At 68.6% G+C, this 25914-nt stretch carries 24 protein-coding genes; 9 read left to right on the top strand and 15 right to left on the bottom strand.

Annotated elements, in window-relative coordinates; genetic code table 11:
- Nucleotides 1-23: 23 nt before the first annotated feature.
- The 9 genes from ING98_19460 to ING98_19500 form a co-directional block, all read right to left on the bottom strand.
- Complete coding sequence (locus tag ING98_19460) at nucleotides 24-1097, bottom strand: alpha/beta hydrolase (protein ID MCA3104052.1); 1074 nt, start codon at nucleotides 1095-1097, stop codon at nucleotides 24-26.
- Nucleotides 1098-1109: 12 nt separating this feature from the next.
- The gene (locus tag ING98_19465) at nucleotides 1110-2171 is read right to left on the bottom strand and encodes a tripartite tricarboxylate transporter substrate binding protein (protein MCA3104053.1); all 1062 of its coding nucleotides are present in this window, start codon (nucleotides 2169-2171) and stop codon (nucleotides 1110-1112) included.
- Nucleotides 2172-2239: 68 nt separating this feature from the next.
- Nucleotides 2240-3418 (bottom strand): aminopeptidase P family protein, encoded by a 1179-nt coding sequence (locus tag ING98_19470; GenBank protein ID MCA3104054.1) that lies wholly within the window; start codon nucleotides 3416-3418, stop codon nucleotides 2240-2242.
- Between the two features lie 2 nt (nucleotides 3419-3420).
- Nucleotides 3421-4404, bottom strand: coding sequence for an aldo/keto reductase (locus ING98_19475; GenBank protein ID MCA3104055.1), 984 nt, complete (start codon nucleotides 4402-4404; stop codon nucleotides 3421-3423).
- Nucleotides 4405-4423: 19 nt separating this feature from the next.
- Nucleotides 4424-5494, bottom strand: coding sequence for a tripartite tricarboxylate transporter substrate binding protein (locus ING98_19480; protein MCA3104056.1), 1071 nt, complete (start codon nucleotides 5492-5494; stop codon nucleotides 4424-4426).
- 35 nt (nucleotides 5495-5529) lie between these two features.
- The gene (locus tag ING98_19485; protein MCA3104057.1) at nucleotides 5530-6543 is read right to left on the bottom strand and encodes a tripartite tricarboxylate transporter substrate binding protein; all 1014 of its coding nucleotides are present in this window, start codon (nucleotides 6541-6543) and stop codon (nucleotides 5530-5532) included.
- Entirely contained in the window at nucleotides 6540-6935 is a 396-nt protein-coding gene (locus tag ING98_19490) for a RidA family protein (GenBank protein MCA3104058.1), read from the bottom strand. The genes ING98_19485 and ING98_19490 overlap by 4 nt, the downstream gene beginning before the upstream one ends.
- A gap of 35 nt (nucleotides 6936-6970) precedes the next feature.
- Entirely contained in the window at nucleotides 6971-7933 is a 963-nt protein-coding gene (locus ING98_19495) for a tripartite tricarboxylate transporter substrate binding protein (GenBank protein ID MCA3104059.1), read from the bottom strand.
- 124 nt (nucleotides 7934-8057) lie between these two features.
- Nucleotides 8058-9128: an alpha/beta fold hydrolase gene (locus ING98_19500; protein ID MCA3104060.1), complete on the bottom strand. Its 1071-nt coding sequence runs from the start codon at nucleotides 9126-9128 to the stop codon at nucleotides 8058-8060.
- Between the two features lie 152 nt (nucleotides 9129-9280).
- Here ING98_19500 and ING98_19505 point away from each other — a divergent pair, with 152 nt between their 5' ends.
- Nucleotides 9281-10093 (top strand): FadR family transcriptional regulator, encoded by an 813-nt coding sequence (locus ING98_19505; GenBank protein MCA3104061.1) that lies wholly within the window; start codon nucleotides 9281-9283, stop codon nucleotides 10091-10093.
- Between the two features lie 5 nt (nucleotides 10094-10098).
- On the opposite strand, the gene ING98_19510 is transcribed toward ING98_19505, so the two are convergent.
- Nucleotides 10099-10581, bottom strand: coding sequence for a hypothetical protein (locus ING98_19510; protein ID MCA3104062.1), 483 nt, complete (start codon nucleotides 10579-10581; stop codon nucleotides 10099-10101).
- Nucleotides 10582-10814: 233 nt separating this feature from the next.
- Here ING98_19510 and ING98_19515 point away from each other — a divergent pair, with 233 nt between their 5' ends.
- On the top strand, nucleotides 10815-11846 hold the full coding sequence (locus ING98_19515; GenBank protein MCA3104063.1) for an MBL fold metallo-hydrolase: 1032 nt from the start codon (nucleotides 10815-10817) through the stop codon (nucleotides 11844-11846).
- Between the two features lie 56 nt (nucleotides 11847-11902).
- Here the strand turns inward: ING98_19515 and ING98_19520 are convergent, their stop codons facing one another.
- Both ING98_19520 and ING98_19525 read right to left on the bottom strand, forming a co-directional pair.
- Nucleotides 11903-12502: a hypothetical protein gene (locus ING98_19520; GenBank protein MCA3104064.1), complete on the bottom strand. Its 600-nt coding sequence runs from the start codon at nucleotides 12500-12502 to the stop codon at nucleotides 11903-11905.
- Complete coding sequence (locus ING98_19525; protein ID MCA3104065.1) at nucleotides 12499-13290, bottom strand: alpha/beta fold hydrolase; 792 nt, start codon at nucleotides 13288-13290, stop codon at nucleotides 12499-12501. The genes ING98_19520 and ING98_19525 overlap by 4 nt, the downstream gene beginning before the upstream one ends.
- Nucleotides 13291-13466: 176 nt before the next feature.
- Between ING98_19525 and ING98_19530 the strand changes: the two genes are divergently transcribed.
- The 5 genes from ING98_19530 to ING98_19550 all read left to right on the top strand — a co-directional run bounded on the left by ING98_19530 (nucleotide 13467) and on the right by ING98_19550 (nucleotide 20006).
- On the top strand, nucleotides 13467-14999 hold the full coding sequence (locus ING98_19530; GenBank protein ID MCA3104066.1) for an aldehyde dehydrogenase: 1533 nt from the start codon (nucleotides 13467-13469) through the stop codon (nucleotides 14997-14999).
- Between the two features lie 113 nt (nucleotides 15000-15112).
- A complete protein-coding gene (locus tag ING98_19535; GenBank protein MCA3104067.1) occupies nucleotides 15113-16696 on the top strand; it encodes an ABC transporter ATP-binding protein in 1584 nt (527 codons plus the stop codon).
- 53 nt (nucleotides 16697-16749) lie between these two features.
- Nucleotides 16750-17838: an ABC transporter permease gene (locus tag ING98_19540; GenBank protein MCA3104068.1), complete on the top strand. Its 1089-nt coding sequence runs from the start codon at nucleotides 16750-16752 to the stop codon at nucleotides 17836-17838.
- Nucleotides 17835-18764 carry an ABC transporter permease gene (locus tag ING98_19545; GenBank protein ID MCA3104069.1) on the top strand — a complete coding sequence of 310 codons (930 nt, stop codon included), beginning with the start codon at nucleotides 17835-17837 and terminating at the stop codon, nucleotides 18762-18764. The genes ING98_19540 and ING98_19545 overlap by 4 nt, the downstream gene beginning before the upstream one ends.
- Nucleotides 18765-18857: 93 nt before the next feature.
- Nucleotides 18858-20006, top strand: a complete 1149-nt coding sequence (locus ING98_19550; protein ID MCA3104070.1) for a BMP family ABC transporter substrate-binding protein — start codon at nucleotides 18858-18860, stop codon at nucleotides 20004-20006.
- 87 nt (nucleotides 20007-20093) lie between these two features.
- Here ING98_19550 and maiA read toward each other — a convergent pair whose 3' ends face one another.
- Both maiA and ING98_19560 read right to left on the bottom strand, forming a co-directional pair.
- On the bottom strand, nucleotides 20094-20738 hold the full coding sequence (gene maiA, locus ING98_19555; GenBank protein ID MCA3104071.1) for a maleylacetoacetate isomerase: 645 nt from the start codon (nucleotides 20736-20738) through the stop codon (nucleotides 20094-20096).
- 46 nt (nucleotides 20739-20784) lie between these two features.
- Nucleotides 20785-22488, bottom strand: a complete 1704-nt coding sequence (locus ING98_19560; GenBank protein MCA3104072.1) for a CocE/NonD family hydrolase — start codon at nucleotides 22486-22488, stop codon at nucleotides 20785-20787.
- Between the two features lie 233 nt (nucleotides 22489-22721).
- Between ING98_19560 and ING98_19565 the strand changes: the two genes are divergently transcribed.
- Together ING98_19565 and ING98_19570 are read left to right on the top strand one after the other, a co-directional pair.
- Nucleotides 22722-23606, top strand: a complete 885-nt coding sequence (locus ING98_19565; GenBank protein MCA3104073.1) for an NAD(P)-dependent oxidoreductase — start codon at nucleotides 22722-22724, stop codon at nucleotides 23604-23606.
- Between the two features lie 76 nt (nucleotides 23607-23682).
- Entirely contained in the window at nucleotides 23683-24516 is an 834-nt protein-coding gene (locus ING98_19570) for an amidohydrolase (protein ID MCA3104074.1), read from the top strand.
- Nucleotides 24517-24529: 13 nt separating this feature from the next.
- On the opposite strand, the gene ING98_19575 is transcribed toward ING98_19570, so the two are convergent.
- Nucleotides 24530-25879 carry an FAD-dependent oxidoreductase gene (locus tag ING98_19575; protein MCA3104075.1) on the bottom strand — a complete coding sequence of 450 codons (1350 nt, stop codon included), beginning with the start codon at nucleotides 25877-25879 and terminating at the stop codon, nucleotides 24530-24532.
- Nucleotides 25880-25914 lie beyond the last annotated feature (35 nt).

Here is a 25914-nt window from a genome sequence, read left to right on the forward strand (position 1 = left end):
TCGTGTTCGCGGCCTGCGCCCGCTCAGCGCTTCGGCACGCCGAGTTGCGTCGCCATCCAGTCGGCCGTCTGATCGCGGTAGGTGTACCAGTAGTTGTTCACCACGTGGTTGCCACCCTCGACGATCGACAGCGTCACCGGGCCGGAAACCGCGTCGGCCAGCTTCTGCGCCTGGTCGACGCCGGTCAGGCGGTCCTTGGTGCCAGCCAGGATATAGATCGGGCAGGTGATGTCTTTCGCGCAGTCGGCCAGGCTCACGCGCGCGGCGACCCGTCCTGCCTCCTCGAGATCCTTGCTGCCGGAGCGTACACGGAACGCCTCGACGTTGATCACCGGGCGCCCCTCGAAGGTGGTCTTGCGCTGGAAGGCACCCGACAGCGATACGCAGGCCTTGATCCGCTTCTCGAAAGCCGCGGCGCGCGGCGCGTAGTAACCACCGAACGAAACGCCCCAGATACCGATGCGGCTGGCATCGAGGTCGCCGCGGGTCTCGATCCAGTCGACTACCGCCTTTACCGGCTTCTCGAACTCCGGGCAGATCGGCAGCTCGTACTCGGCCTCGCCCTGCCCCGGCCCGTCGAACGGCAACGTCGCCACGCCGCGCGCGAGAAAGCGGTTCTCGTAGTCGTCCATCTCCTCCTTGGTGGAGTCCAGCCCCATGCACATCACCACCACCGGCGGATTGGCCACCCCCTTCGGCTTGCGCAGGTTGCCGTACAGCACCCTGCCTTCATAGGGAATCGCGACACGTTCGCCCGGCGGATCGATCAGCGGCAGCGCCTTGTTGCGGCACTCGACCGCACGCATGTTGGCGGCCTTCTGCTGCACGAGGTCGTTGACGAACAGGAACTTGCCGAAGTGGTGGCAGACCGCTGCACGGGTGAAATGCGCGCCGGCCGAGAGCCGGTAGCCGTCGGCCAGCGCCTGCTCGCCGAGAGCTTCGTGAATCTTCGCCCGCTCGCCCCAGGCGGCGCACCAGTCGTCCCAGCTTTCGCAGGCTGCCGTCACTTCGGCGAAATCGGCCGACGGCACGCCGTTGACGATGAAGCGCGGCGACCAGTGGTCGATCGCCGATTGCACGCGGGGATCCCTTGCCATGTTCCGTTCTTCCTAGTCGATGCGCAGGTTGGCCTGCTTGATGAGTTTCGCGTAGCGCGGGTACTCGGCCTTCATCAGCGCGAGGAACTCGGCCGATGTCGACGGCGCCGGGTCGCTGCCGCTCTTGAGCATGCGCTCGACCGTGTCGGGTTCGCGCAGGATCTTGCCGAGGTCGGCCACCCAGCGATCGACGATCCGTGCCGGCAGCTTGGCCGGGCCGATGATGCCGAACCAGGTGTCGTACACGAAGCCCGGCATGCCGGCCTCGGTCATCGCCGGCACGTCGGGGAAGCCGCTCGCGCGCTTGCCCGAGGTGACGGCGATCGGGCGCAGCCGGCCTTCGCGCAGCACCGGTGCGATCGCCGCCACCGGGAACACATAGTAGTGCACTCGCCCGGCGAACATCTCGGACAGGGCATCCGACAACAGCTTGAACGGCACGTGCACCGTGTCGATCCCGGCTGCCTGCCGGAAGAACTCACCGGCCATGTGCGAGCCGCTGCCGATGCCGGCCGAACCCATGTTGAGCTGGCCGGGACGCGACTTGGCATGCGCGAGGAACTCGGGCAGCGTCTTCACCGGAAGCTGCTGCGCGACGACCAGCACGTTTGCGAGCGATGCGATCTGCATCACCATCGTGAAGTCCTCGATCGGGCGGAACGGCAGTTCGCGCTGCAGCAGCGGCGCCGCGAGGTGCGGCGTGCCGACCAGCGCCATGGTGTAGCCGTCGGGCGCAGCCCCGGCGACGATCTGGCCGCCAAGGATGCCGCCCGCGCCGGGCCGGTTGTCGACCACCACCTGCTGGCCCCAGGTCTCGAACAGGCGCACGCCCAGGGTTCGGCCGAGGAAATCGCTCGCAGCCCCCGGCGGGAACGGCACCACCAGGCGCACCGGACGCACCGGGTACTTCGGATCGGCCGCCAGCGCCGCGCCCGGCGCGGCCGTTGCCGCGACTACAGTCGCTGCCACGGCGCCGGCCAGCGCAACCCCGAGGGCCGCCAGTGTGCCGGCGAACATCGACCTGCGGCGGCCGGCGCCCTGCCTGCTGCCCGAAAGCCATCCCGATGCGTGCATTGCCTCTCCTCCTCCAGGAACGATGGAACCGGCTGGCGGGGTCGCCTTTCCGTGCATGGCGTCCTCCATCAGTCGGTGACGAAATACTGCAGCGGCAATCGGTGCAGGTTCTCGACACCGGTGTCGGTGATGCGCACCAGGTTGCCCAGCTGTACGCCGGCACGCTCGTCCTCGGTGACGATGTTCGGCTGCAGCACCATGCACATGTTCTTCTCGAACACGAACGGCGCGATCGAGCGCCCCTTCGCCGTGCGCCGGGTGCCCAGGTTCGGCGGCAGCAGGCCGACACCGAATCCATGCAGGAAGGAGTCGTTGATCGTGAACCCGCGCTCGTGAATCACCTCGGCCGCGTCGAGCAGGTCATCGCTGGTGGCACCCGCGCGCAGCAACTCGAGCCCGCGCTGGTAGGACTCGAGCGCCACCGCGCACAGCGAAGCATAGCGCTGGCCGGGCGCCTCGCCGATGAAGATCGGCCGCTGGATCTGCCCCGAGTAGCCCCAGTGGCTGATGCTGATCTCGTTGTTCACCACGTCGCCCTTGCGCAGCACGCGCTGGGTCAGGTTCTGCCGGGGCACGCAGGCCGAGGCCTCGTCCTGGCCGCCGGAGGACAGGTAGCACAGGTGCGGCAGGCCACCGGCGGCGAAGCCGGCCGACTCGACGATCGCGCCGAGTTCCGCCTCGCGCAGCCCGGCATGCGCGCCGTCGATCAAGGCCTGCAGCGCGGCATCGGTCAGCTGGGCGCCGCGGCGCAGCCATTCGATCTCTTCGTCGCCCTTCACCTGGCGCAGGTTACGGAACTTCGGCGTCACCTCGCGGAAGGTCCAGCCGGGCAGCAGCTTCTGCCAGGTGAGCCAGTCGGCCGCCGGCACGTCGCCGACCCAGCCGAGCACGCCGGGCGCTGCGCCGGAATCGAGCAGGAAGCGCGCGATCGTCGCCGCCGAATCGGCGCCGCCCCAGCGCGTCTCGATCGAGGCCATCTCGCGCGCGTTGGGCACATGGTTGTGCGACTGCGCGAACAGCACTGGCGCGCCGCCGTCGACCATCGCCACGTAGTTGTTGCGATTGCCGAAGAAACCGGACAGCCAGAGCACGTCGGCCTGCATGTGGCGCGACATGCCGGAGTGGCCGTAGACGACCAGCGCCGCGAGGCCCTCGCCGGACATCAGCGTGCGCGCACGCGCATGCCGCCGCTCGAATTCGGCGTCGGAGAACCGGGGATACAGGGAATCGGGGATGGCGCCGGACATGCTCAGCCTCCGAGCGTCTTGAAATAACCGGTGGGATAGCGCTCGCCGGCGCCGACGCCGGGGCGGAACGCTTCGGAGAGCTCGGCGATGTCCGCAGGGGTCAGCACGAAGTCGACCGCCGCGACGTTCTGTTCGAGGTACTTCTGCTGCTTGGTGCCCGGGATCGGCACGATGTCGTCGCCCTGCGCCAGCAGCCAGGCGAGGGCCACCTGCGCGGTGGTCGCGCCTAGCCGGTCGGCGATGCGCTGCAGCGGTGCGAGCAGTTCCAGGTTCTTCTCGAGGTTTCCGGCATGGAAGCGCGGATGGATGCGTCGCCGGTCGTTCGGCGCGATGTCGTCGAGCGAGCGCACGCGCCCGGTCAGCAGCCCGCGGCCCAGCGGCGAGTAGGGCACGAAGCCGATGCCCAGTTCACGGCAGGCCGGCAGGATCTCGCGCTCGACATGTCGCTCCCAGAGCGAATACTCGGTCTGCAGCGCGGCCACCGGATGCACGGCACTCGCGCGCCGCAGCGTGTCGGCGCCAGCCTCGCAGATGCCCAGGAAGCGCACCTTGCCCTGCTCGACCAGCCTGGCCATCGCACCCCAGGTCTCCTCGACCGGTACGTCCGGATCGATCCGGTGCAGGTAGTACAGGTCGATGGTGTCGACCCCGAGCTGCTTCAGGCTCTTGTCGCAGGCCTGCGGCACGTAGTCCGGCCTTCCGTTGTAGCCCTTGCTGCCGCCGGGCAGGTCGAAGTTGCCGAACTTCGACACCACCACGACGCAGTCGCGTCGCCCGCGGATGGCTTCGGCGATCAGCTGCTCGTGGCGGCCCTTCTGGTAGGCATCGGACGAATCGAGGAAGTTGACTCCGAGGTCGAGCGCCCGGCGCATGGTCTCGACCTGGACTTCGCCGTCGTTCTCGCCGAAGTTGGTGGTCGTGCTGCCCATGCCGAGGCCGATGGCAGAAACCTGCAGGCCATGGCTTCCGAGCGTCCGTGTCTTCATCGGGGCGTTGCTGTCCGGATCAGTCTGCCGTGATGCCGGCCGCCTTGATGATCGGCGTCCAGCGGGCGATCTCGTCCGTCACGAAGCGGCCGAGCTCCGCCGGCGACGACGACACGACTTCGATGCCCTGCTTCAGGATGGTCTCGCGTACATCAGGCATCGCAAGGATTTCGACGATCGCCTGATGCAGCTTGTCGACCACCGGCTTGGGTGTCTTCTGCGTCGTGAACAGGCCGAACCACAGGCGCGCCTCGAACTGCGGCAGTCCGACCTCGGCGGAGCCGGGGATGTCCGGCGCGCCGATGAAGCGCTTCGGGCTCGAAACCGCAAGCGGTCGCATCTTCGCGGCGCCGCCGGCCTTCAACTGTCCGGCCACGGTGACCGGGGACAGGAAAGACAGCTGTACGTCGCCGGACAGGAGTCCGGTCAGCGCGGCACCCGCACTCTTGTACGGCACGTGCTCCATTTCGATGCCTGCGACCTTCTTGAACAGTTCACCCGACAGGTGGCTGATCGAACCGTTGCCCGCCGAACCGTAGGTCAACCGCCCCTTCTGCTTCGCGTAGGCGATCAGGTCCTTGACGCTGGTCACCGGCAGGGTGGTGTTCACCACCAGCGCGGTCACGCCCTGCGCCACCATCGACAGCGGTTGCAGGTCGCGCACGGGGTCGTAGCCGAGCTTCGGATACAGGGTGACCGCGCTGACCATCGGCCCGGCATGTCCCATCACCAGCGTGTGGCCGTCCGGCGTTGCCCGCGCCGCGACCTCGGTCGGGATGGTGCCACCGGCGCCCGCACGGTTGTCCACCACCACCGGTTGGCCCCAGCGTTCGGTCAGCTTCTGGCCGATCACCCGCGACAGGTAGTCGGCGGTGCTGCCCGTACCCTGGCCCATGATGCGCAGCGGCCGGTTCGGGAAGTCCTTCGCCGCATCGGCCTGTGCGAATGCAGCCCCGGACAGGGCGAGCGCGAGCGCCCCGACGGCAGCCTGCAGGCCGGGGACGGCGGACTTCGACGGGGTGTTGCGTGTGCAATGGCGTTCCATGGTCATCTCCTCCTGTTGCGACTCGAGCCGGGCGGTGAAGTGCATCGCCGGCCTCTGTTTGCGTATTGACGACGGTGCGGCTACTGGACCTTCGCGCCCGAGGCCTTCACCACCTTGCCCCAGAGTTCGATCTCGGACCGGATGTAGGCCGCGAACTCCGCCGGCGTGCTGTCGAGCACGTCCATGCCCTGTGCCGCCAGCTTCTGCCGGTTGCCCGGGTCCTGCAGCACCTTGCGCATCTCGGCGTTGAGCAGGTTCACCACCGGCTCGGGCGTGCCGCCGGTGGCGGAGAACCCGAACCAGGCGGCGATCGCGAAGCCGGGTACGCCGCTCTCGGCGATCGTCGGCAGATCCGGCAGCGACGGGATGCGCCTGGCGTTGGTGACGCCCAGCGTACGCAGCTTGCCCGACTGCACGATGCCCGAGACCACCGACACGCTGGCGAACGAGGCGATGGTCTCGCCCGAGAGCACCGCGTTGATCGACAGCGGCGTGCTCTTGTAGGCGATGTGCGTCAGCCTGGTTCCGGTGAGCATGCCGAACAGTTCGCCGGCCATGTGCTGCGACGTACCGGTACCACCCGACGAAAAGGTGAGCTCGCCCGGCTTCTGCCGCGCCAGCGCGATGAAATCTTTAACCGTCTTCACCGGCAGCGACGGATGCACGACCAGCATGTTCGGGCTGGACGCGGCCAGGATGATCGGCGCGAAGTCCTTGATCGGGTCGAAGTTCAGCTTGCCGTACAGCGTCGGATTGATGCCGTGCGTGCTGATCGTGGTGATGAACAGCGTGTAGCCGTCGGGTGCAGCACGCGCCGCCAGTTCCGCTGCGACGTTGCCGCCGGCACCCGGACGGTTGTCGACGACCACCTGCTGGCCGAGCGAACGCGACAGGCCGTCGGCCATCAGCCGGGACAGGTTGTCGCCGGCCGAACCCGGCCCGAGCGTGACCAGGAGGCGGATCGGCTTGGTCGGGTACTTCGGTGCCTGGGCCCATGCACCGTCGGCCGCCAGCAGCGCGGCCGGAAGGATCACCGACGCGATCACCGAAGCGATCACCGCACCGTTGGCATCACGGGTCGCGGCACGATTCATTCAGCCACCACCGCGACGCCCTGGATCTCGATCAGCAGGCCCGGCCGCGCGAAGTGCGAGACGGTGATCAGCGCACTCGCCGGGTACTTGCCGTCGGGGAAGCGCTTGCCGCGCAGCGCGACGAACCTGTCGCCATTGCGCGGGTCGTTGATGAACACGGTCATCGTCACCATGTCGGCGAGCGTGCCGCCGGCGCGCGCAATGGTCGCACCGAGCAGGTCGAAGATGCGCTCGGCCTGCGCTTCGAAGTTGCCGGACAGGTCCTTGCCCTCGGCATCGGTGAGCGCGGTCTGCCCGGCGAGCCAGACGATGCGTCCGCCCTCGGTAATCACCGCTGGCGAATAGGCGCGGCCCTTCTGGGCCTCGCCGGTGGGCAGGTGTTCCTTCTTCATCGATGCGCTCCCCTTCTCATGATGGATGTTGCCGGCTACTCGGCCTTCGCGCCCGACTCGCGCACCACCTTGCCCAGACGCACGACCTCGGCGGCCAGGAACTTGTCGAACTGCTCCGGCGTCATCGACATCGTCTCGGCACCCTGGGTCAGGAACAGCTCCCGCACCTCGGGCATCGACAGTACCTTGTTCACGTCGCGGTTCAGACGACCGACCAGCGCGCGCGGCGACTTCGACGACGCGAGCAGACCGAACCAGCCGTCGAAACCCGCGTTCGGGTAGGTCTCGACCAGCGTCGGCAGGTCGGGCAGCACCGACGAACGCTTGTTGGTGCCGACCGCCAGGCCAAGGAGCTTGCCGGCCTTGATCTGGCTGAGCGAGGCCACCAGCGGCACCATGAAGAAGTCGACCCGGCCGCCGATCACGTCGGCCAGGCCTTCGGGTACGCCCTTGAACGGGACGTGCTGGGCCTGGAGTCCGAGTGCGGCACGCACCACCTCGCCGTTGAGGTGGGTGGAGCTGCCGATACCGGCCGATGCGTAGAGCAGCCCGTTCGGCCGCTTCTTCGACAGCTCGACCAGGTCGCGCACGCTCTTGACGCCGGAGGACGGGGACACCACCAGCACGTTCGGCACGATGGCCACCGGCGCGATGCCGGAGAAATCCTTCACCGTGTCGAACGGCAGCTTTGCCGCGAGCGTCGCGTTGGCCGCGTGGCCGGACGACACCATCAGTATCGTGTGGCCGTCGGGGTTTGCCTTGAGCACCATCTCGGTGCCGATGATGCCGAGCGCGCCGGGACGGTTGTCCGACAGCACCTGCTGGCCCCAGGCCTCGGTGAGCCGCGCGGCAACCGCCCGCGCCAGGATGTCGGTCGCGCTGCCGGCGGAGAACGGCACGACGATCCGCACCGGACGGTTCGGGAAGTTGTCCTGTGCCTGTGCATTCATCGATACGGCGGCCGCCGCCGCGGCGGCACCTGCAAGCAAGCGATTCATGGTGTCTCCTTTGGAAGGTCGACGGGCTGCTCGGGCAGCCTCGTGCTGTGAATCCTGCATGGACCGCTCGGGCGGCCTCGCATCGTCCGGCTTGCGCCGGCCTGTCCCTGCGCCAACCCGTCCCCTATCGCTTCGGAAGGCCGAGCCGAGCCGCCATCCAGTCGGCGGTCTGCGTACGGTAGCGGTACGCGCGGTTGTTCACCACGTGGTTGCCATCCTCGACCATCAGCAGTTCGACCGGACCACCCGCCTCGCGGGCAAGCCGCTCCGCGTCCTGCCACGGGATGATACGGTCCTGCTTGCCGGCGACGATGAACAATGGGCAAGTGATCTTCGACGCCAGCCCCTCGAGCGACAGCGTATGCGCCGCCTTGCGGCCTTCCTCGGGCGTCGCGCACTTGGCACGCACCTGGAACGCACGACGGGTGAGTTCCGGTAGCCCGTCCCAGTTGGCGCCCATGTTGTACGGGCCGGACAGCGCGATGCAGGCCTTCGCCCGTTTCTCGAAAGCCGCAGCCCGCGGTGCATAGTAACCGCCGAGCGAGACGCCCCACAGGGCGGCACGGCCATGGTCGATGTCGCTGCGCGTCTCGAGCCAGTCGAACACCGCCTTCACCGGAACCTCGTAGTCGCCGCGGATCGGGAACTCGTATTCGGCCTCGCCCTGCCCCGGACCATCGAACGCCAGCGTCGCGATGCCGCGCTCGAGGAAGTTGCGCTCGTACGCGTCCATTTCTTCTTTGCAGGAATCGAGGCCCATGCACATTACCAGCACCGGTGGGCGCACGCTGCCGGCCGGCTTGCGCAGTTCACCCTTGAGCGTGGTACCCATGTAGGGGATCTCGACCCGCTCGCCGGGCGGATCGATCAACGGCAGCGCCTTCGCGCGCGATGCCACCGCCTTCATGTGCGCCCACTTCATCTGATCGAGGTCATCGACGAACACGAACTTCGCGAAGTGATGGCAGACGGCGGCGCGCGAGAAGTGCTCACCGGCCGACAGACGGTGCCCGGCGGCGAGATCGGTCTCGCCGAGCGCATCGTGCACGTCGCCGCGGGCGACCCACGCCTTGCACCAGTCGCTCCAGGAGGCGAGGCTGCCGGTGACGTCCTGGAAGTCAGTCAGTGGAATGCCATTGGCGATGAGGCGCGGCGCCCAGTGCGCCAGTGCGGACTGCAGTTGTGAATCGGCCATCGTGTCGGTCTCCTCTCCGGCGGGCCCGGGATGTGTCGGCGACTGTCCAGGGACGGGAGCGCGCCGACGCTCGCAGGGGCGGGGAATGCTAGCTGCGCCCCTGACCGGACGTCAACCAGAAACAGGATTGGTTCGATACTTATGCACCAATTTTGCCCGAGCGGCCTGATGCAGACTACCTAGATGTCAGAGGGCCTTTTTTGTTGCGCCGCACCACCTTTACCGCATTGCAGGATACGCCCGCATTGAACCAATCGACGCATTGGTTTAGTTTTGGCAGGGCCATGGCATCCCGCATCCGGAACCGAGCCTCGACGCGTGAATTGCGCACGTTCGTGCTCGCGCAGGCGGGCACTGCGGACGGCCCCGGCAGCAAACTGCCGACCGAGCGCGAGTTCGCGCTGCGCTTCGCCCTGCCGCGCAACGCGGTCCGGCGGACGCTGGCCGACCTGGAGGCCGAAGGCCGCATTCACCGCGAGGTCGGGCGCGGCACCTTCATCGCGGCAGTGCCGGCGCCGGCACCGACCGACCTGCCGACCGTCGCCCGCGCAAGCCCGGGAGAACTGATGGATGCGCGGCTGCGCATCGAGCCCGCCGCGGTCGAACTGATCGTGGTCAACGCCACCCCGGCCGACTACGAACGCATGGACCATTGCCTCGACCGAGCCGAAGCGGCGGTGACGCTCGGCGAGTTCGAACTGTGGGATGCCGCGCTCCACCAGGCGATGGCCGCAGCGGCCCACAACGCATTGATCGCCGGCATATTCGAACTGTTCCACGCTGCGCGACAGCAGACGGAGTTCGGCAAGCTGCGCAACCGGATCGTCACCGAGACACTGAGACTGGAGTACCAGCGTCAGCATCGCGCCATCGTCGCTGCGCTCAAGGCGCGCGATGCCGCCGCTGCGCGCGCGGCGGTCACCGCCCACCTCACCTGCGCGCACCGGAACCTGTTCGAGGGCTGAGCGCGTCAGGCGGCGGCCGGATTGCGCCCGAGCCGTGGCCGCAGCACGCCGAGCACGACGTTGAGCAGCGACAGCGCGAGGATCGTCCACAAGCCCAACCATTCGGTGCGCAGCAGTTCCGCCATCAGCGCCGGATCCGCCTGCCCGTCCAGCGCACCGGCCGACAGTTCCGCCACGCGGCGCGAGGTGCCCTGCACTGCCACCAGCGTGCCTTCCAGCAGGACGATGCCGGTGAACGCCTTCGCCCATACCCAGCGCGCCTGGCAGAACGGGTAGTGCACGGCCATCGCGAGCAGGCCGCTCAGCAGTACGACCAGCAGCGACGGCAGCAGCAGGTACTTCGACACTGCGAGGATCGACTGGCGCACCGCGGCATACTCGGCGAGCGAGGTGTCGGGCGCGGTGATGACCAGGATCAGGTGGGCGGCCAGAGCACCGGTCATGCCGATCCCGCCGATCTCGTGCATCAGTTTGAGGAAACGCTTCATGCCGTCACTCCGCCGCGCAATCGCCGCTCGCGCGAGTGTAATCGCGCACATGCGGACAGGGACGAATAACCCCGCTGGCACGGGTTTCAGGGGCGGACGCGGAGGTTGCGCCGGACCGGGCAGCCGCGCGATCATCCTGTCTGGTGTCCGGCAGACTGCGAACGCAAGACAGATACGCGGATGGCGGAACGTACCCGGCCCGGCATCCGCCCGGCCCAGCGAGGAGGTGTTCCATGCAGAAACCATCGGCAACCCGTATCCGTTCGTGCCTCGCCACCGCGCGTCCATGGCTGGCCGCACTGATGCTGCTGGCTTCCATTCCGCTGTCGGCACCCGCCACGGCGGCCGCCGCAGCCACCACCGCATCCCCGGCCGACCTCGCACGCTTCGACAACTTCAAGGCGCGCAAGGGCATCCCGATGGAACTCAAGCAGGTCGCGCCAGACCTCTGGTTCCTGTACGACGACCTGTCGTCCAATGCCGCCTTCCTGGTTACCGACGAGGGCGTACTGGTGATCGATTCGCGCCAGCATCCACAGCACGGTCGCGAACTGATCGCGATGATCCGCAAGGTCACCGACAAGCCGATCCGCTGGCTGGTAAACACCCATGCGCACGGCGACCACTACTACGGCAACCCGCCCTTCCGCGAGATCGGCGCGACCATCATCGCCCACCGCGACACCGTGGCCGGGATGATCAAGAACGAGAGGCTCGAGTTCAGCCGCCGCCAGGCGTTCTTCCGGTCGCAGAACCTCGACCCGAAGGAAGTGAGGACGGTGCTGCCGGACATGATGTTCGACACCACACTGCGCATCGGTTCGGGCCAGCGCGTCGCCGAGATCTTCTACTGGGGCCCCGGCCAGAACCCGGGCGACACGATGATCTATTTCCCGCATGCCAAGGCGGTGTTCATCGGCGGCCCGTTCGCACGCAAGAACTGGTCGAACATGTCGTTCAGCCCGTCGATCGACGGCTGGATCACGTTGCTCAACAAGGTCGCTGCCCTGCCGGTCGACCTGTTCCTGCCGGGCCATGGCGACGTCAGCACGCGCGAGGACGTGCTCGACGAGGTGAAGCTGCTGGCCGACGTGCAGGCCGATGTGAAGAAGGCGATCGCCGCCGGCATGACCCGGGAGCAGATCGTGAAGGAACTGCGCTTCCCGCAGTACGCCAACCTGCGCAACTACGAGCGCATCGACGTGTTCCTCGAGGCGCTGCACCACCTGTTCACCACCGGCAAGCCGATGTTCCCGTATCCCTGATGGGGTGATGCATGGCCGGGGCAGTGGCCGTACCGCTCCGGCAGAAGGTGGTCGCGTTACTGCGGCGGCTTCACGCCAGCCTTCTCGGCCTGGATGCGCAGCGCGGTGATCGTGTTGTCGGGCCCGATCTCGGCTGCCATGAACACGTAGACACCGGGCGCGAGCGCCGACCGGTCGGCCGGATCGGTCGTCACCACCGGCGTGCCGGCCGGCACACGGATACGCTGCATGCCCCCCTTGTAGACCATCGTGATCTCGTTGCCGCTGCTGGTCTGCACGCTGGCTTCGAGATACGCGTTGGTCATCGATGCACCCGGTTCGAGGTCCCAGTCGGTATGACCCTCGTTCGCGGTCTTCGGGATCGTGTGCACCTCGCGCGCGACCAGCACGCCGTCGGTTCCTTTCACCGCGGTGACGCCGACGAATGCATTCTTCGGCAGGTCGGCGAGTTGCAGTGCACGCGCGGTCGCCACCGTGGTCTTCCCGGTCATGCGCACCTTCAGCGCGGTACCGTCGCGCGACTTCAGCGACAGCACATCGCCGTCGATCGCGGTGATGGTCGCCCGGATGCGGATGTTCTGCGGCGCCTGTGCGAACGCGGCCGCCGTGCAACAGAACAGCGCGAGGACGGCGGTGACGCGGAGGAATCCATTCATGCGAGCGCTCCTTCGATCAGCGCGACGAGCGCCGTGGGTTGTTCGAGCATCGGACAGTGGCCGCTGCCGGGAATGGAAGCATAACCCGCACCCGGAATCAGCGATGCCATCCGCTCGGCCAGTTCCGGCGGCGTCGTGCGGTCGAGTTCGCCGCACAGGACGCAGGTCGGGACCGTCAGCGCAGGCAGCCGGTCCGCCAGGTCGAGGGCTGCCAGCGCGCGGCAGGCCCGTGCGAAAGCAGCCGGGTCGGCAGTGGCCAGGCGCTGCTTGCGGTCTGCGACCACGGCCGGGTTGGCCTGCTGGAACGGTTCGGGAAACATGCGGCCGATCGCGGCATCGAGCACGGTCTCCATGCCACCCTCGGTGACCTTGCCGGCCATCATTCCGAACGGCAGACGCCCTTCCGCGGGGAAGCCCGCATTCACGTCGGCGACCACCAGCCGGCGGATGCGGCCCGGGTTGTCCAGCGCAAAGACTGTCGCGACGAACGCACCGAAGCCGTTGGCGAACAGGTCGGCCGTCACCGGCAGTGCCAGTGCGTCCATCGCCTCGCGCAGGAACGCGGCGTAGCCGGCGATGGTCTCCAGCGGGCGAGCCGCGCTCGCACCATACCCGGGCAGGTTTATCGTGGTCACCCGGCGCGACCTGGCGAGCACCGGGGCAATGCCCTCGAACACGCTGGCATCGGTCAGCAGCGAATGGATCAGGACCAGTTCCGGGCTGCTGCCCGACGGGCCACCCCACTGGTGGTATTCGACGGCGTGTCCAGTCACTTCGATGACGGGCATGGCAGGTCCTTTGTCTGGCGGATGGGGGATGGCGGATAGGCGAGGGACGGTTGACTGGCAGCGCCGGGCGACCCGATCCGGGCGGGAATGGTGGCGCGTCCGCGCGCCACGGACAAGACCCCGGACAGTCCGCCGCCGGGTTATCGTTCTGCCCTCCTCACGCCTGCGAGCCCCCGATGCCGACGTCTGCCACCGCCACCCACGCCGTCCCCACCCGTGGCCTGTTCATCGACGGCGCCGAGCGTCCGGCCTCGTCGGCGGACCTGATCGATGTCTTCGACCCCTCGCGCGGCGAGGTGATCGCGCGCATCGGCCACGCCACCGACGCGGATGTCGATGCCGCGGTGCAGTCCGCGCGCCGGGCCTTCGCCAGCGGCCCCTGGGCGACGATGACGGTGCGTGCCCGGGCACGGCTCGTCAACACGCTGGCCGATGCGCTGGAAGCCCACCTGGAAGAGCTGTACCAGCTCGAGACCCGCAACAACGGCCGGCCGATCACCGAGACGCGGGCACAACTCGGCCGCCTGCCGGACTTTTTCCGCTACAACGCCGGGCTCGCGCTGGCGCGTCGCGATGCGGTGATCCCGGTCGAGGGGGACTATCTCTGCTACACCCAGCGCTCGCCGATCGGCGTGGTCGGCAACTGCACGCCGTTCAACCATCCGCTGATGATCATGGCGAAGAGCCTGGCCCCGGTGTTCGCCTCCGGATGCACCACCGTGGTCAAGTGCTCCGAGTACACGCCGCTGACGACCTTGCGGCTGGCGCAGATCTTCGTCGAGGCCGGGCTGCCGGCTGGCGTGTTCAACGTCGTGACCGGCCTGGGTGCGACGACCGGCAAGGCGCTTGCCGAACACCCCGGCATCGACAAGTTCGTGCTGACCGGCGGCACCGAGGCCGGACGGATCTCGGGCGCGCTGGCCGCGCGCCACTTCGCGCACCAGACGATGGAACTGGGTGGCAAGACGCCGGTCATCGTTTTCGACGACTACGACCTCGAACAGGCGGTGAACTACGCGGCGTTCGGCGCCTTCATCGCCGCCGGCCAGACCTGCGTCTGCGCGGCACGACATATCGTCCAGCGCAGCATCCACGACGAGTTCGTCGAGCGACTCGCGCGCAAGGCTGCGGCGATCCGGGTCGGCGACCCGGCGCTGCCTGGCACGCAGATGGGTCCGGTGATCTCGGCGCGCCAGCGCGAGCGCGTGCTGCGCCTGGTCGACATCGCCCGGCACGAGGGCGCGCATGCGGTGACCGGCGGCGGCCGGCCGGCCCACCTCGAAGGCGCGCTGGCCGGCGGGTACTTCCTCGAGCCGACCGTGTTCGCCGGCGTCACGCCATCGATGACCATCGCGCGCGAGGAAGTGTTCGGGCCGGTGACCGTGGTGATCCCGTTCGACACCGAGGACGAAGCGGTGCGCATCGCCAACGACTCGCCGTACGGACTCGCCGCCGGCGTGCGCACCGCCGATGTCGCGCGGGCGCACCGGATCGCACGCCGCGTCGACTGCGGCATCTTCTGGATCAACGACCACCACCGGCTCGATCCCGCCTCGCCCTGGGGCGGGGTGAAGGATTCCGGCATCGGTTCGGAGTTCGGCACCGAATCGTTCGACGCCCATTTCAACGTGAAGGCGGTGATGACCAACGTGTCGGGCAAGCCGTTCGACTGGTACGGCACGGTCGAGGGCGCGCGCCGGCTGAACTGACGGCCGGTCAGGCCGTTCGGCCAGAGACCAGCCACAGACGTTGCGCAACACGGCAAACGCGTCTACGCTGGAGCGAGACCTCCCGAGCCTTGCCTGACCGGCGACCACTGCCCTTGTCCGAGCCTACCGCCGCGCGCCCCGGAAGCCCGCCGCCCCGACTGCAGCTCGAGGGCATCACCCGCCACTACCCCGGGGTGAAGGCGAACGACGGCATCGACCTGCACGTCGCCGCGGGCGAAATCCATGCGGTGCTCGGCGAGAACGGCGCGGGCAAGAGCACGCTGATGAAGATCATCCACGGCTCGGTGCGACCCGACGCGGGCACCGTACGCTGGAACGGTGAACCGGTGCAACTCGCCAGCCCCGCGATGGCGCAGGCGCTGGGCATCAGCATGGTCTACCAGCACTTCAGCCTGTTCGAGACGCTGACGGTCGCCGAGAACGTCTGGCTCGGCCTGCCGCGCGGGGAAACACTGGCCTCGGTCGCACGCCGCATCGAGGCGATGGGTACCAGCTACGACCTCGCGGTCGATCCGGGCAGCCCGGTGCATGCCCTGTCGGTGGGCGAGCGCCAGCGCGTGGAGATCATCCGTGCGCTGCTCGGCGCGCCCAGGCTGCTGATCCTCGACGAGCCGACCTCGGTGCTGGCCCCGCAGGCGATCGACGGCCTGTTCGCGACCCTGCGGCGCCTGGCGGCCGAAGGCTGCTCGATCCTCTACGTGAGCCACAAGCTCGACGAGATCCGCGCGCTGTGCGACCGCTGCACGGTGCTGCGCGCCGGGCGGGTGACTGGCGAGGTCGTGCCCGCGCAGGAGACCCCGGCCAGCCTGTCGCGGCTGATGATCGGGACCGAGCCCCCACCACTGACCCGCAGGAACGTCGCCCCGGGCCCGGTTGCCCTGTCGGTGCATGCGTTGTCGATGCAGGGCGAGACGGTGCATGGCACGCCCCTGGAGCAGGTATCGCTGCAGGTGCGGACCGGCGAGATCCTCGGCATCGCCGGCGTCTCGGGCAACGGCCAGCAGGCGCTGCTCGCGGCGCTGTCGGGCGAACGTACAGTCGATCGCACCGGCGATCGCGCCGCGATCCGGCTGTTCGAGCATCCGGTCGGCGGGCTCGGGCCGCGCGAGCGGCGCAGGCTCGGCCTGCACTTCGTGCCGGAGGAGCGGCTCGGGCGCGGTGCGGTACCGGCACTCGGGCTCGACCGCAACACTCTGCTCACCCGCGACGAGGGTGTCGGCCGCGGCGGCTGCCTGAAGCCGGACGCCATGCGAGCGCTGGCGCGGCGCCTGATCGAGCGCTTCGGCGTCCGTGCCGAGGGCCCGGCCAGCGCCGCGCGCTCGCTGTCCGGCGGCAACCTGCAGAAGTTCATCGTCGGGCGCGAGATCGATGCCGCCCCCCGGGTACTGGTCGTCGCACAACCGACCTGGGGCGTCGACGTCGGCGCCGCCGCACTGATCCGCGCCGAACTGCTCGCGCTGCGCGAGCGCGGCGGTGCGCTGCTGGTAGTGAGCGAAGACCTCGACGAACTGTTCGCACTGTGCGACCGCCTGCAGGTGATCGCACGCGGCCGCCTGTCGCCGTCGCTGCCGATCGCCGATGCCTCGCCCGCACGGATCGGCGAATGGATGTCCGGGCTCTGGCCACAGGCGGTGATGGCCGATGCTGCCGCAGCCGCAGTGCCGGCTGCCCGATGATACGCGCGACCTTCCTGCCCAGGTTCGAACCGCGCGGCCGGCCCAGCGCGGCGATGTCGATCGCCTCGCCGCTGATCGCGCTGCTGCTGACCGCGCTGCTTGCTGCCGTGCTGTTCGTCGCACTCGGCAAGGACCCGTGGCGCGGGCTGTCGGTTTTCTTCATCGAGCCGCTGTCCGGCTGGCGGCCGGCGAGCGAAGTACTGCTCAAGGCCACGCCACTGGCGCTTTGCGCGCTCGGGCTGTCGCTGTGCTACCGCAGCAACATCTGGAACGTGGGCGCAGAAGGACAGTTCCTGCTGGGTGCGATCGCTGCAGGCGGCATGGCGCTCTGGATCGGCGGGCCGCACGGTGCGCTGGGCAGCCTCGCGGCTGGCGACGGCGTCTTCGCGACACTCGCGGGGCGCCCGCTGCAACTGCCGCTGGTGCTGCTCGCCGGCGTGGCCGGCGGGGCCGCCTGGGCCGCGATCACCGCGCTGCTGCGCGACCGCTGCAACGCCAACGAGATCCTGGTCAGCCTGATGCTGGTCTACGTGGCGCAGCAGCTGCTCGGTTACCTGGTATTCGGGCCGTGGAAAGATCCTGCGGGCTTCAACTTCCCGCAGACGTCGACCTTCGCTGCGTCGACCTGGCTGCCGCCGCTGATGGCCGGCACGCGGCTGCACTGGGGCTTCGTGCTGGCGCTGCTCGCGGTACCACTGTTCTGGTTCGTGCTGTTCCGCTCCTGGCGCGGTTTCCAGCTCGACGTGTCCGGACAGGCGCCAGCGGCGGCGCGCTACGCAGGTTTCTCCGCCCGACGCGCGCTCTGGACTGCGCTGCTCGTCTCCGGTGGCATGGCAGGGCTGGCCGGTGCGATGGAAGTGGCGGGACCGCTGCGCCAGCTGACGCCGCACGTTTCCACCGGCTACGGATTCACCGCGATCATCGTCGTCTTCGTCGGCCGGCTGCATCCGGTGGGTATCCTGCTGGCCGCCATCCTGCTGTCGATGATGCTCATCGGTGGCGAGTATGCGCAGTCGCGCCTCGGCCTGCCCGGCGCGCTCACCGGCGTGTTCCAGGGTTCGATGCTGTTCATGCTGCTCGCCTGCGACACCCTGATCCATTCCCGCGTGCGCTGGCAGCGCGCCAGGCCGGTGTCATCGTGAACGAGACCGTGCTGCTGCTTGCCGCTGCCATCGCCTCGGGCACGCCACTGGTGCTCGCAGGGCTGGGGCTGCTGATCAACGAGAAGGCCGGGGTGGTCAACCTCGGGGCCGAGGGGATGATGCTGATTGCCGCAGTCGCGGGCTTCGCCACCGCTTTCGGCACCGGCAGCGAAGTGCTCGCGCTCGGTGCCGGCGCGCTCGCCGGGGCCACCGCGGCGGCTGTCTTCGGATTGCTGGTGATCGGGCTCAACGCGAACCAGTATGCGGCAGGGCTGGCGCTGTCGCTGTTCGGAGGCGGCTTCTCCGCCTTCGTCGGCATCGGCTATGTCGGCAGGAAGCTGGGCGACCCGGTGGCACCGCTGGCCGGGTCGATCGGACACTGGCTGGCTGAACTGCCGCTGATCGGCCCGCTGCTGTTCGGTCAGCATCCGATTGTCTGGCTGTCACTCGCGCTGACCGTGGCCGTCGCATGGCTGCTCTACCGCACGCGTGCCGGGCTGGTACTGCGCGCGATCGGCGAGTCTCCGGAGTCGGCGCATGCGCTCGGCTATCCGGTGCGCCTCATCCGCTTCGCGGCGGTGGTCACGGGCGGTGCATTGTGCGGCGTGGCCGGTGCCTGCCTGTCGGTGGTCTACGCGCCGATGTGGGTCGAAGGACTGGTGGCCGGACGCGGCTGGATCGCCCTGGCGCTCACCACCTTCGCCACCTGGCGTCCCGGCCGGGTGCTGCTCGGCGCCTGGCTGTTCGGTGGCGTCACGCTGCTGCAGTTCCACCTGCAGGCGCAGGGCGTGGCGATCGCCAGCCAGCTGCTGGCCATGCTGCCCTACGTCGCGACGATCGTCGTGCTGGCGCTGATCAGCCGTAATCCGGCGTGGATACGCGCCAACATGCCGGCCTCACTGGGTCGGCCTTTCCACGCCGACTGACCCTGTACGATCAACATCCGGGCCGATCCTTGCGTGGACCGGTCGTAGCCCGTACCTTTCGCCAACCCGATTTCAACCCAGGAGACCCGTTCCATGACCGATCGTTCCAGACGCCATCTCATCAGCGTGGCTGGCAGCCTGTCCGCACTCGCTGCCGCAGGCGTGCTCTCGGCCTGTGGCAAGCAGGAGCCGGCCGCGCCGAAGGCCGAGGCGAAGGCCGAGCCGAAGAAGGCTGATCCGCTGAAGGCAGCGTGGATCTACGTCGGTCCGGTCGGAGACGCCGGCTGGTCGTTTGCGCACGACCTCGGCCGCAAGGCGGTCGAGGCGAAGTTCGGCAGCGCGGTCAGCACCAGCTTCGTCGAGAAGGTGCCCGAAGGCGCGGATGCCGAGCGGGTGATCCGCGACCTGGCCCAGCAGGGCAACAAGATCATATTCGCGACCTCGTTCGGCTACATGGAGCCGATGCTGAAGGTGGCCGGTGAATTCCCCGACGTGAAGTTCGAGCACGCGACCGGCTACAAGAGCGCGCCGAACATGCGCATCTACGATGCCAGCCTCTACCAGGATGCCTACCTCGCCGGCGTCATCGCGGGCCGCATGACGAAGACCGGCACGCTGGGCTTCGTCGGTTCGTTCCCGATCCCGGAGGTGCTGCGCAACATCAACGCCTACACGCTGGGTGCACGCAGCGTGAACCCGAAGGTGCGCACCCGCGTGGTCTGGGTGAACACCTGGTTCGACCCGGCTCGCGAGAGCGAGGCGGCGCAGACGCTGATCAACCAGGGCGCCGACGTGCTGCTGCAGAACACCGACTCCACCGCCGTGCTGCAGACGGCCGAGAAGAACGGCAAGTACGCATTCGGCTGGGACAGCGACATGAGCGCCTTCGGCCCGAAAGCCCACCTGGCCTCGGCGATCATCAACTGGGGGCCCTACTACATCAAGGCGATCGACGACGTGCTGAAGGGGTCCTGGCAGACCGGCCGCACGATCTGGGGCGTGAAGGAAGACCTGAACGACCTGGTGAAGATCGCCGACGTCGTCCCGGAAGAGACGAAGGCGCAGATCGCGAAGGTCAAGGCCGGGCTGAAAGACGACAGCTTCGAAGTGTTCACCGGACCGATCGTCGACAACGCCGGCAAGGAGCGCCTGCCGAAAGACCAGAAAGCCGACCGCGCGTGGAAGGACAAGGTCGACTTCTTCGTCGCCGGCGTCGAGGGCAAGGTGCCGTCGGGCAGCTGAGCCCCGGAACGCCGCCTGCGGGGCCGCGCCGGCGGTCTCGCGGGCGGACTCGCCCCGGCGAACTCCGTCACCCGGCCATACGGCCCGTCAGCTCGACACGGGCGCGCCCTGCTGCCTGAGCGGATGCGCCCGGGCGAAGGCGTCCAGCTGCAGGCAATGGTCGGCTATCCGGTTGCAGGTCTGGAACGCCGAGAGATCGAACCTGGACAGCCGCGCGCCGACCACGTGGGCGACCAGGCAGATGTCCGCGATCGTCGGCGATGCTCCAGCGCAGAAAGAACCGGTCGCGCCGGCGAGCTGCTGCTCGACCGCCCGCAGCGCGGTAAGGCTCCAGTGCTCGATCCACGCCATGCGCACGGGCTCTTCCAGCCCGAGCACGTCCGACAGGTAGCTGCGCACCCGTGGTACCACCAGTGGGTGTGCATCGGACACGAAGGTCATCGCCAGCGCACGTACATGGGCGCGGGCGCGCGGCGCGGCCGGCAGCAGCGGCGGCTGCGGGTAAGCCTCTTCCAGGTATTCGAGGATGGCCATCGACTGCGTGAGCGGTGGCTGGCCATCCTCGACCAGGACCGGCACCGCGGCCATCGGGTTGATCGCGCGAAACGACGCCGCGTACTGTTCGCCCGAGAACAGGTCGATCGGATGCTCGCGGTAGTCCAGCCCTTTCAGGTTGAGCGCGATACGTACGCGCAAGGTGGCGAGCGAGCGCCAGAATCCGTAAAGGTCCAGGGTCATCGTCCTTCTCCTCGGTGCAGGTTGATCGGGATCATCGGCTTCATTCGATCACCGGCAGCAGCAGCCACGCTTCGCGGCCGGGCCCGGCGTGCAGGGTAGTGCGCCCGGCGAACACCGCCCGTGGCCGATCGCGCGGATCGTCGTGCAGGAACGGGCCGCAGCCCTTCAGTTCGTTCTTGAAATTCGACAGCCGCGCTCCGGTCGATGCCTGCCATTCGTAGTCGCGGCCGCGCACGGTCAACGCCAGGCGGTGGCCGGCCGGCACCACGATCGAGGTCGGCCACAGCTCGATGTCGAGCGCGACTGGCTCCCCAGGCGCCAGTGGCTCAGCCCGATCGTGCAGGTGGTAGGGCCGCCACTCGGTGGACAGCGCCGGATCGAGCCGACGGTGCGACGCCCGCAGCCAGCCCTGCGCGATCGGGGTATGCGGATCGATCGCGCCCATGAACACGACCTCGCGCAGGTCGGGCGTGAACACCCGGAACACCGCGAACAGGTCGGCATCGGTCGTCGTCGACGACACCCAGAGGCGCAGCGCGAGCGGACCGGTGACCTCGGTGTCGCGCGCGCACGGCGCGGCCAGGAAGGTGATGCCATCGCCCATAGCCTCGAACGTGCCGGTGCACGCGCGCGTCGGCGGCTGCGCCTCGAGCGTGCCTGCCGACGGATCGAGGTGCAGCTTCGTCCAGCGCGTGCGCGCGATCGGCCATTCCTGCTCCGCGCGTTCGACGAAGCGATCGACATGGCGCACCTGCAGCAGCACCGGCGGCATACGGTCCTGCCCGTTGTCGATGCCCTTCAGGAAGTGGTCGAAGAAGCGCAGCTGCAGGCGTCGGCCGTAGTCGGTGTAGAAATGGGTCCAGTGCTCCAGGCCGTGTGCCTCGAGCCACTTGTGCGGGGATGCCGCGCGCAGGAAGCCTTCGAAGTTGCCGCGCGGATGCAGCCCCTGTCCGCCCCAGTTGGCGGCAGACAGGAAGGGCACCATCACCCGGTCCCACCGGGGCGAACGCGCGCGGTGCCAGTCATCGTCGAACGGATGCGCGAGGATCTCGTCGCCGAAGTTGCAGCGGTTCGCCGCGAGCTGTTCGTCGGACAGGGTCTCGTCGCCGCACACCAGCGCGCCGGTCACCCGGCTGCGCGCGCCGCGCTCGCCAAGCCCGTACTGCACGGTCTTCACCTGCATGTCGTACCAGTTGGCCCAGAAGGTCGACAGGATGCCGCCGTGGTGTGTCATGTCGCGGTACCAGTCGGCAGCGCCCTCCCAGATGCACATCGCAGCCAGGTGCGGCGGCTGCAGCGACGCCACGTGCCACTGATTGATGCCGAAGTACGACACGCCGTTCAGCCCGACCTTGCCGTTCGACCACGGCTGCACCCCGGCCCATTCGATGCAGTCGTGGAAGTCGCGCGTCTCGCGCGGGGAGAACGGGTCGATGAACCCCGGCGAGCGGCCGGCCCCGCGGGAATCCACCCGCACGCAGACGTAGCCCTCCGGCACCCATTTCTCGGGGTCGACCACTTCCCAGTTCTGGTAGCGGTTGCTCGACCCGTGGGCGACATCCGGATGCTCGGCGACCATGCGCTGCCAGGCGCTCGGATAGCCTTCCTGGAAGGCCAGCCCCTTCGCATACGGGCCGTAGGTCAGCAGCACAGGCCACGGTCCGCCCGCCAGGGGACGATACACGTCCGCACGCAGCACGACGCCGTCGTCCATCGGGATCGGGACATCGAACGCGCAATGCATGCCATCGCGCACGGTACCGCCCTCCTCTGCGAGGACGGCAGGCCCTGTCGCCTGCGCGGGTGCCGCGCCTTCATTCGTTGCCATCGGATCCTCCCCCCGGCCGCGTCGGTTCGCCGCGCTGCCTGCCGTTCGTCGATGCCTGCATGCCCGTGCACATGTCCGCACGCACCTAAATTGACGGCGGGCGCAAGCGGTGTCAAGTTCGTGTTCTTTCAACCGTGGAGGCAGCATCCTTGAAGATCGGAATCCTGGGTATCGGCCGCATGGGCGCGGCAATGGCGACACGCCTGCTCGGCCTCGGCCATGAAGTGTTCGTGTGGAACCGCTCGCCGGAGAAGGCGCAGGCCCTGGTAGCCGCGGGCGCGCAGGTGTGCACGAGCCCGCGCGCGCTGGCCGAGGCGAGCGAGGCCATCCTCAGCATCGTGGCCGACGCGAAGGCCGTCGAGGCCACCTACTTCGGCGCGGCGGGCGCGGCCACCGGCAGCCTGGCCGGAAAGCTGGTGATCGAGATGAGTACGCTGCGCCCGGAGACCCAGCGCAGCCTCGCCGAACGACTGAAGGCGACGGGCGCGGCAGTGATCGAATGCCCGGTCGGCGGTACTACCGGACCTGCGCGCGACGGCAAGCTGCTCGGCTTCGCCGGCGGCAGCGCGGAAGATTTCGCGCGTGCGAAGCCGCTGCTCGACCAGCTCTGCCGGCGGGTGGAGCACATCGGCCCGGCCGGCGCCGGGGCGAGCATGAAGCTGGCGATCAACCTGCCGCTGCTGGTCTACTGGCAGGCACTCGGCGAGGCGCTGACGCTGATCAAGCCGCTGGGCCTGGAGCCGGCAAGGATCATGGACATCCTGGCCGATACCTCCGGCGGCCCGAACGTGCTCAAGGTACGCGGTCCCACCGTCGCACGCGCGATGGCCGGCGGCGACACCGGGCCGGTCACCTTCGATGTCGACCTGATCCGCAAGGACCTGCAGACGATGATCGACGAAGCCGCATCGCTCGGGGCGACCCTGCCGGTGACCCAGCGCGCCCTCGACGTGTTCGACGAAGCCTCGAAGGAAGGCATGGGCGGTGCCGATGCGGTAGCCCTGCCGGTGCGCTGGATGAAGCGCACCGGATGACACAGGCGCGGCTGCCGGCCGCGCCGTACACGCCGTACACAACGACAGCCCGGAACGGGCAACGAGGAGAGTGGCGATGCTGATCGTCGATTCGCAGGTACACATCTGGGGCGCCGACACGCCGGACCGCCCCTGGCCGAAGCGCGCCGAGGCGCAGCGGCCGATCCCGCTGGACCACACCGACCTGCTGCGCGAGATGGATGAAGCGGGCGTCGATCGCGTGGTGATCGTCCCCCCCTCCTGGGAGGGCGACCGCAACGACCTGGCGATCGCCGCCCACCTCGCGCACCCCACCCGGTTCGCGACGATGGGCCGCATCGACCCGCAAGACCCGGCCGCGCGCGGCACGCTCGCGGCATGGCGCAGCCAGCCTGGCATGCTCGGCCTGCGTTTCACCTTCCACCTGCCGATGCTCGAGGCCCTGCTCACCGAAGGTCACATGGACTGGGTGTGGGGCGAGGCAGAGAAAGCCGGCGTGCCGATCTACGTGCTGGTACCGCACCGGCTGGTACCGGAGATCGACAAGGTCGCGGCGCGCTATCCGGACCTGCGGCTGGTGATGGACCATTTCGGCCTGAACAGCAAGCAGCGCGACGCCGAGGCTTTCGCCGACTTCGACAAGCTGCTGGCGATCGCGAAGCGCCCGAATGTCGCCGCGAAGGCCAGCGCGCTGCCCTGCTACACGAACGACAGCTACCCCTACCGCTCGCTGCACGGCCACCTGCGCCGCGCCTACGATGCATTCGGGCCGAAGCGGCTGTTCTGGGGCACCGACCTGTCCCGTTCGCCGATCCCCTACCGGCAGCATGTGACGATGTTCATCGACGAGATCCCATGGCTGTCGGCATCGGACAAGGAATGGATCATGGGCCGCGGCGTCTGCGAATGGATCGGCTGGCCAATCCCCTGAAGGCCCGAAGCTCTCAGGGCCTGCTGTCGAGGAACCGGTACCAGTAGAACAGCGCGCGCTGGGGGATCCGCATCAGGCGATGCAGCGGGAAGGGCCGCACCGGATGCCCGGCGGCCTCGATCACCGGCTCGGCCGCATCGCCGGCAATCCGTGCCGCGATCAGCCTGCCTGCATACAGAGACAGCGACACGCCACTGCCCTGGTAGCCGACCGCATAGTGAACGGTCGAGTCGTCTGCCGCGCAGCGGATGCGCGGCAGGAAGTCGCGCGTGAACGCGACCCATCCATGCCAGTCGTGTTCGATGCCGATGCCGTCGAGCGACGGATACTTGGCGATCAGTTCGCGGTACAGGTAATCGCGATGGCTCGCCGTGCGGCCCGGGGTGTCGGCGATCAGCCCGCGGCCACCGAACAGGATGCGCCGGTCGGGCAACCGCCGCCAGTAGAACATCAGCTTGCGTGCGTCGGTCAGCACATGGCCGGTGATGAAGTTGGTACTCGCCACCTCGGCATCGGTCATCGGGCGGGTCACGATGATGTGCGAGAGGATGGGCATCATCGCGGCGTTCAGGTCGCGGTGCAGGCCGGGCGGCGTGTAGCCGTTGGTGCCGATCACGACCTGCGCGGCACGTACCGTTCCCTGGGGCGTCGACAGCACATGGGTCGCGCCGTCCTTGCGCCAGCCGGTGACCGGACTCGAAGCGTGCACCACCGCGCCGGCGGCACGTGCCATGCGCAGCACGCCGGCGGCGAGCTTGAGCGGATGCAGCGCCAGCGCATCCGGTATGCGCAGCGCACCGAACGACTGGGCACCGCCGAGATGGTCGCGCTGCAGGGTCCGGGCATCGATGAACTCGGCCGGGTAGTCGAGTTCGCGCTGCATCAGCCGTGCTTCAGCCGCCAGCGCCGCGGCGCGCCCCGGTTTCGGCGCGACCTTCAGGTAGCCAGCCTCGGACGCATCGCAATCGATGCCACCCTCGCGGATCATCTGGCGGACGTTGTCGAGCGAGGCCTTCGTGTGCCCGAACAGCACCTTTGCCCCGGGCAGGCCGAAGCGCGACACCATGTCGCTGAACGACAGGCGTCCGAACGCCATGCGCGCGAAGCCGCCGTTGCGCCCGCTGCAGCCCCAGCCCGGACGGTTCGCCTCCAGCACGGTGACGCGATGACCGCGCCGCGCGAGGTGCAGTGCGGTCGACAGCCCGGTGTAGCCGCCGCCGATCACCGCGACCTCGGTATCCAGCGCCGCGGGTGCCGGGCCATCGTCGGCCGGCAGTGGACCGGCAGTGTCGAGCCAGTACGAAGCGGGATGCGCCAGGCCAGTGCCAGGGCCGTCGGCGAAGATCGGATCGTACGGGGTCATCGCCGCTGGCCGCGGCGTGGCCTGCAGGCGCGTGT

The organism is Rhodocyclaceae bacterium, from assembly GCA_020248265.1.
Taxonomy (GTDB): domain Bacteria; phylum Pseudomonadota; class Gammaproteobacteria; order Burkholderiales; family CAIKXV01; genus CAIKXV01.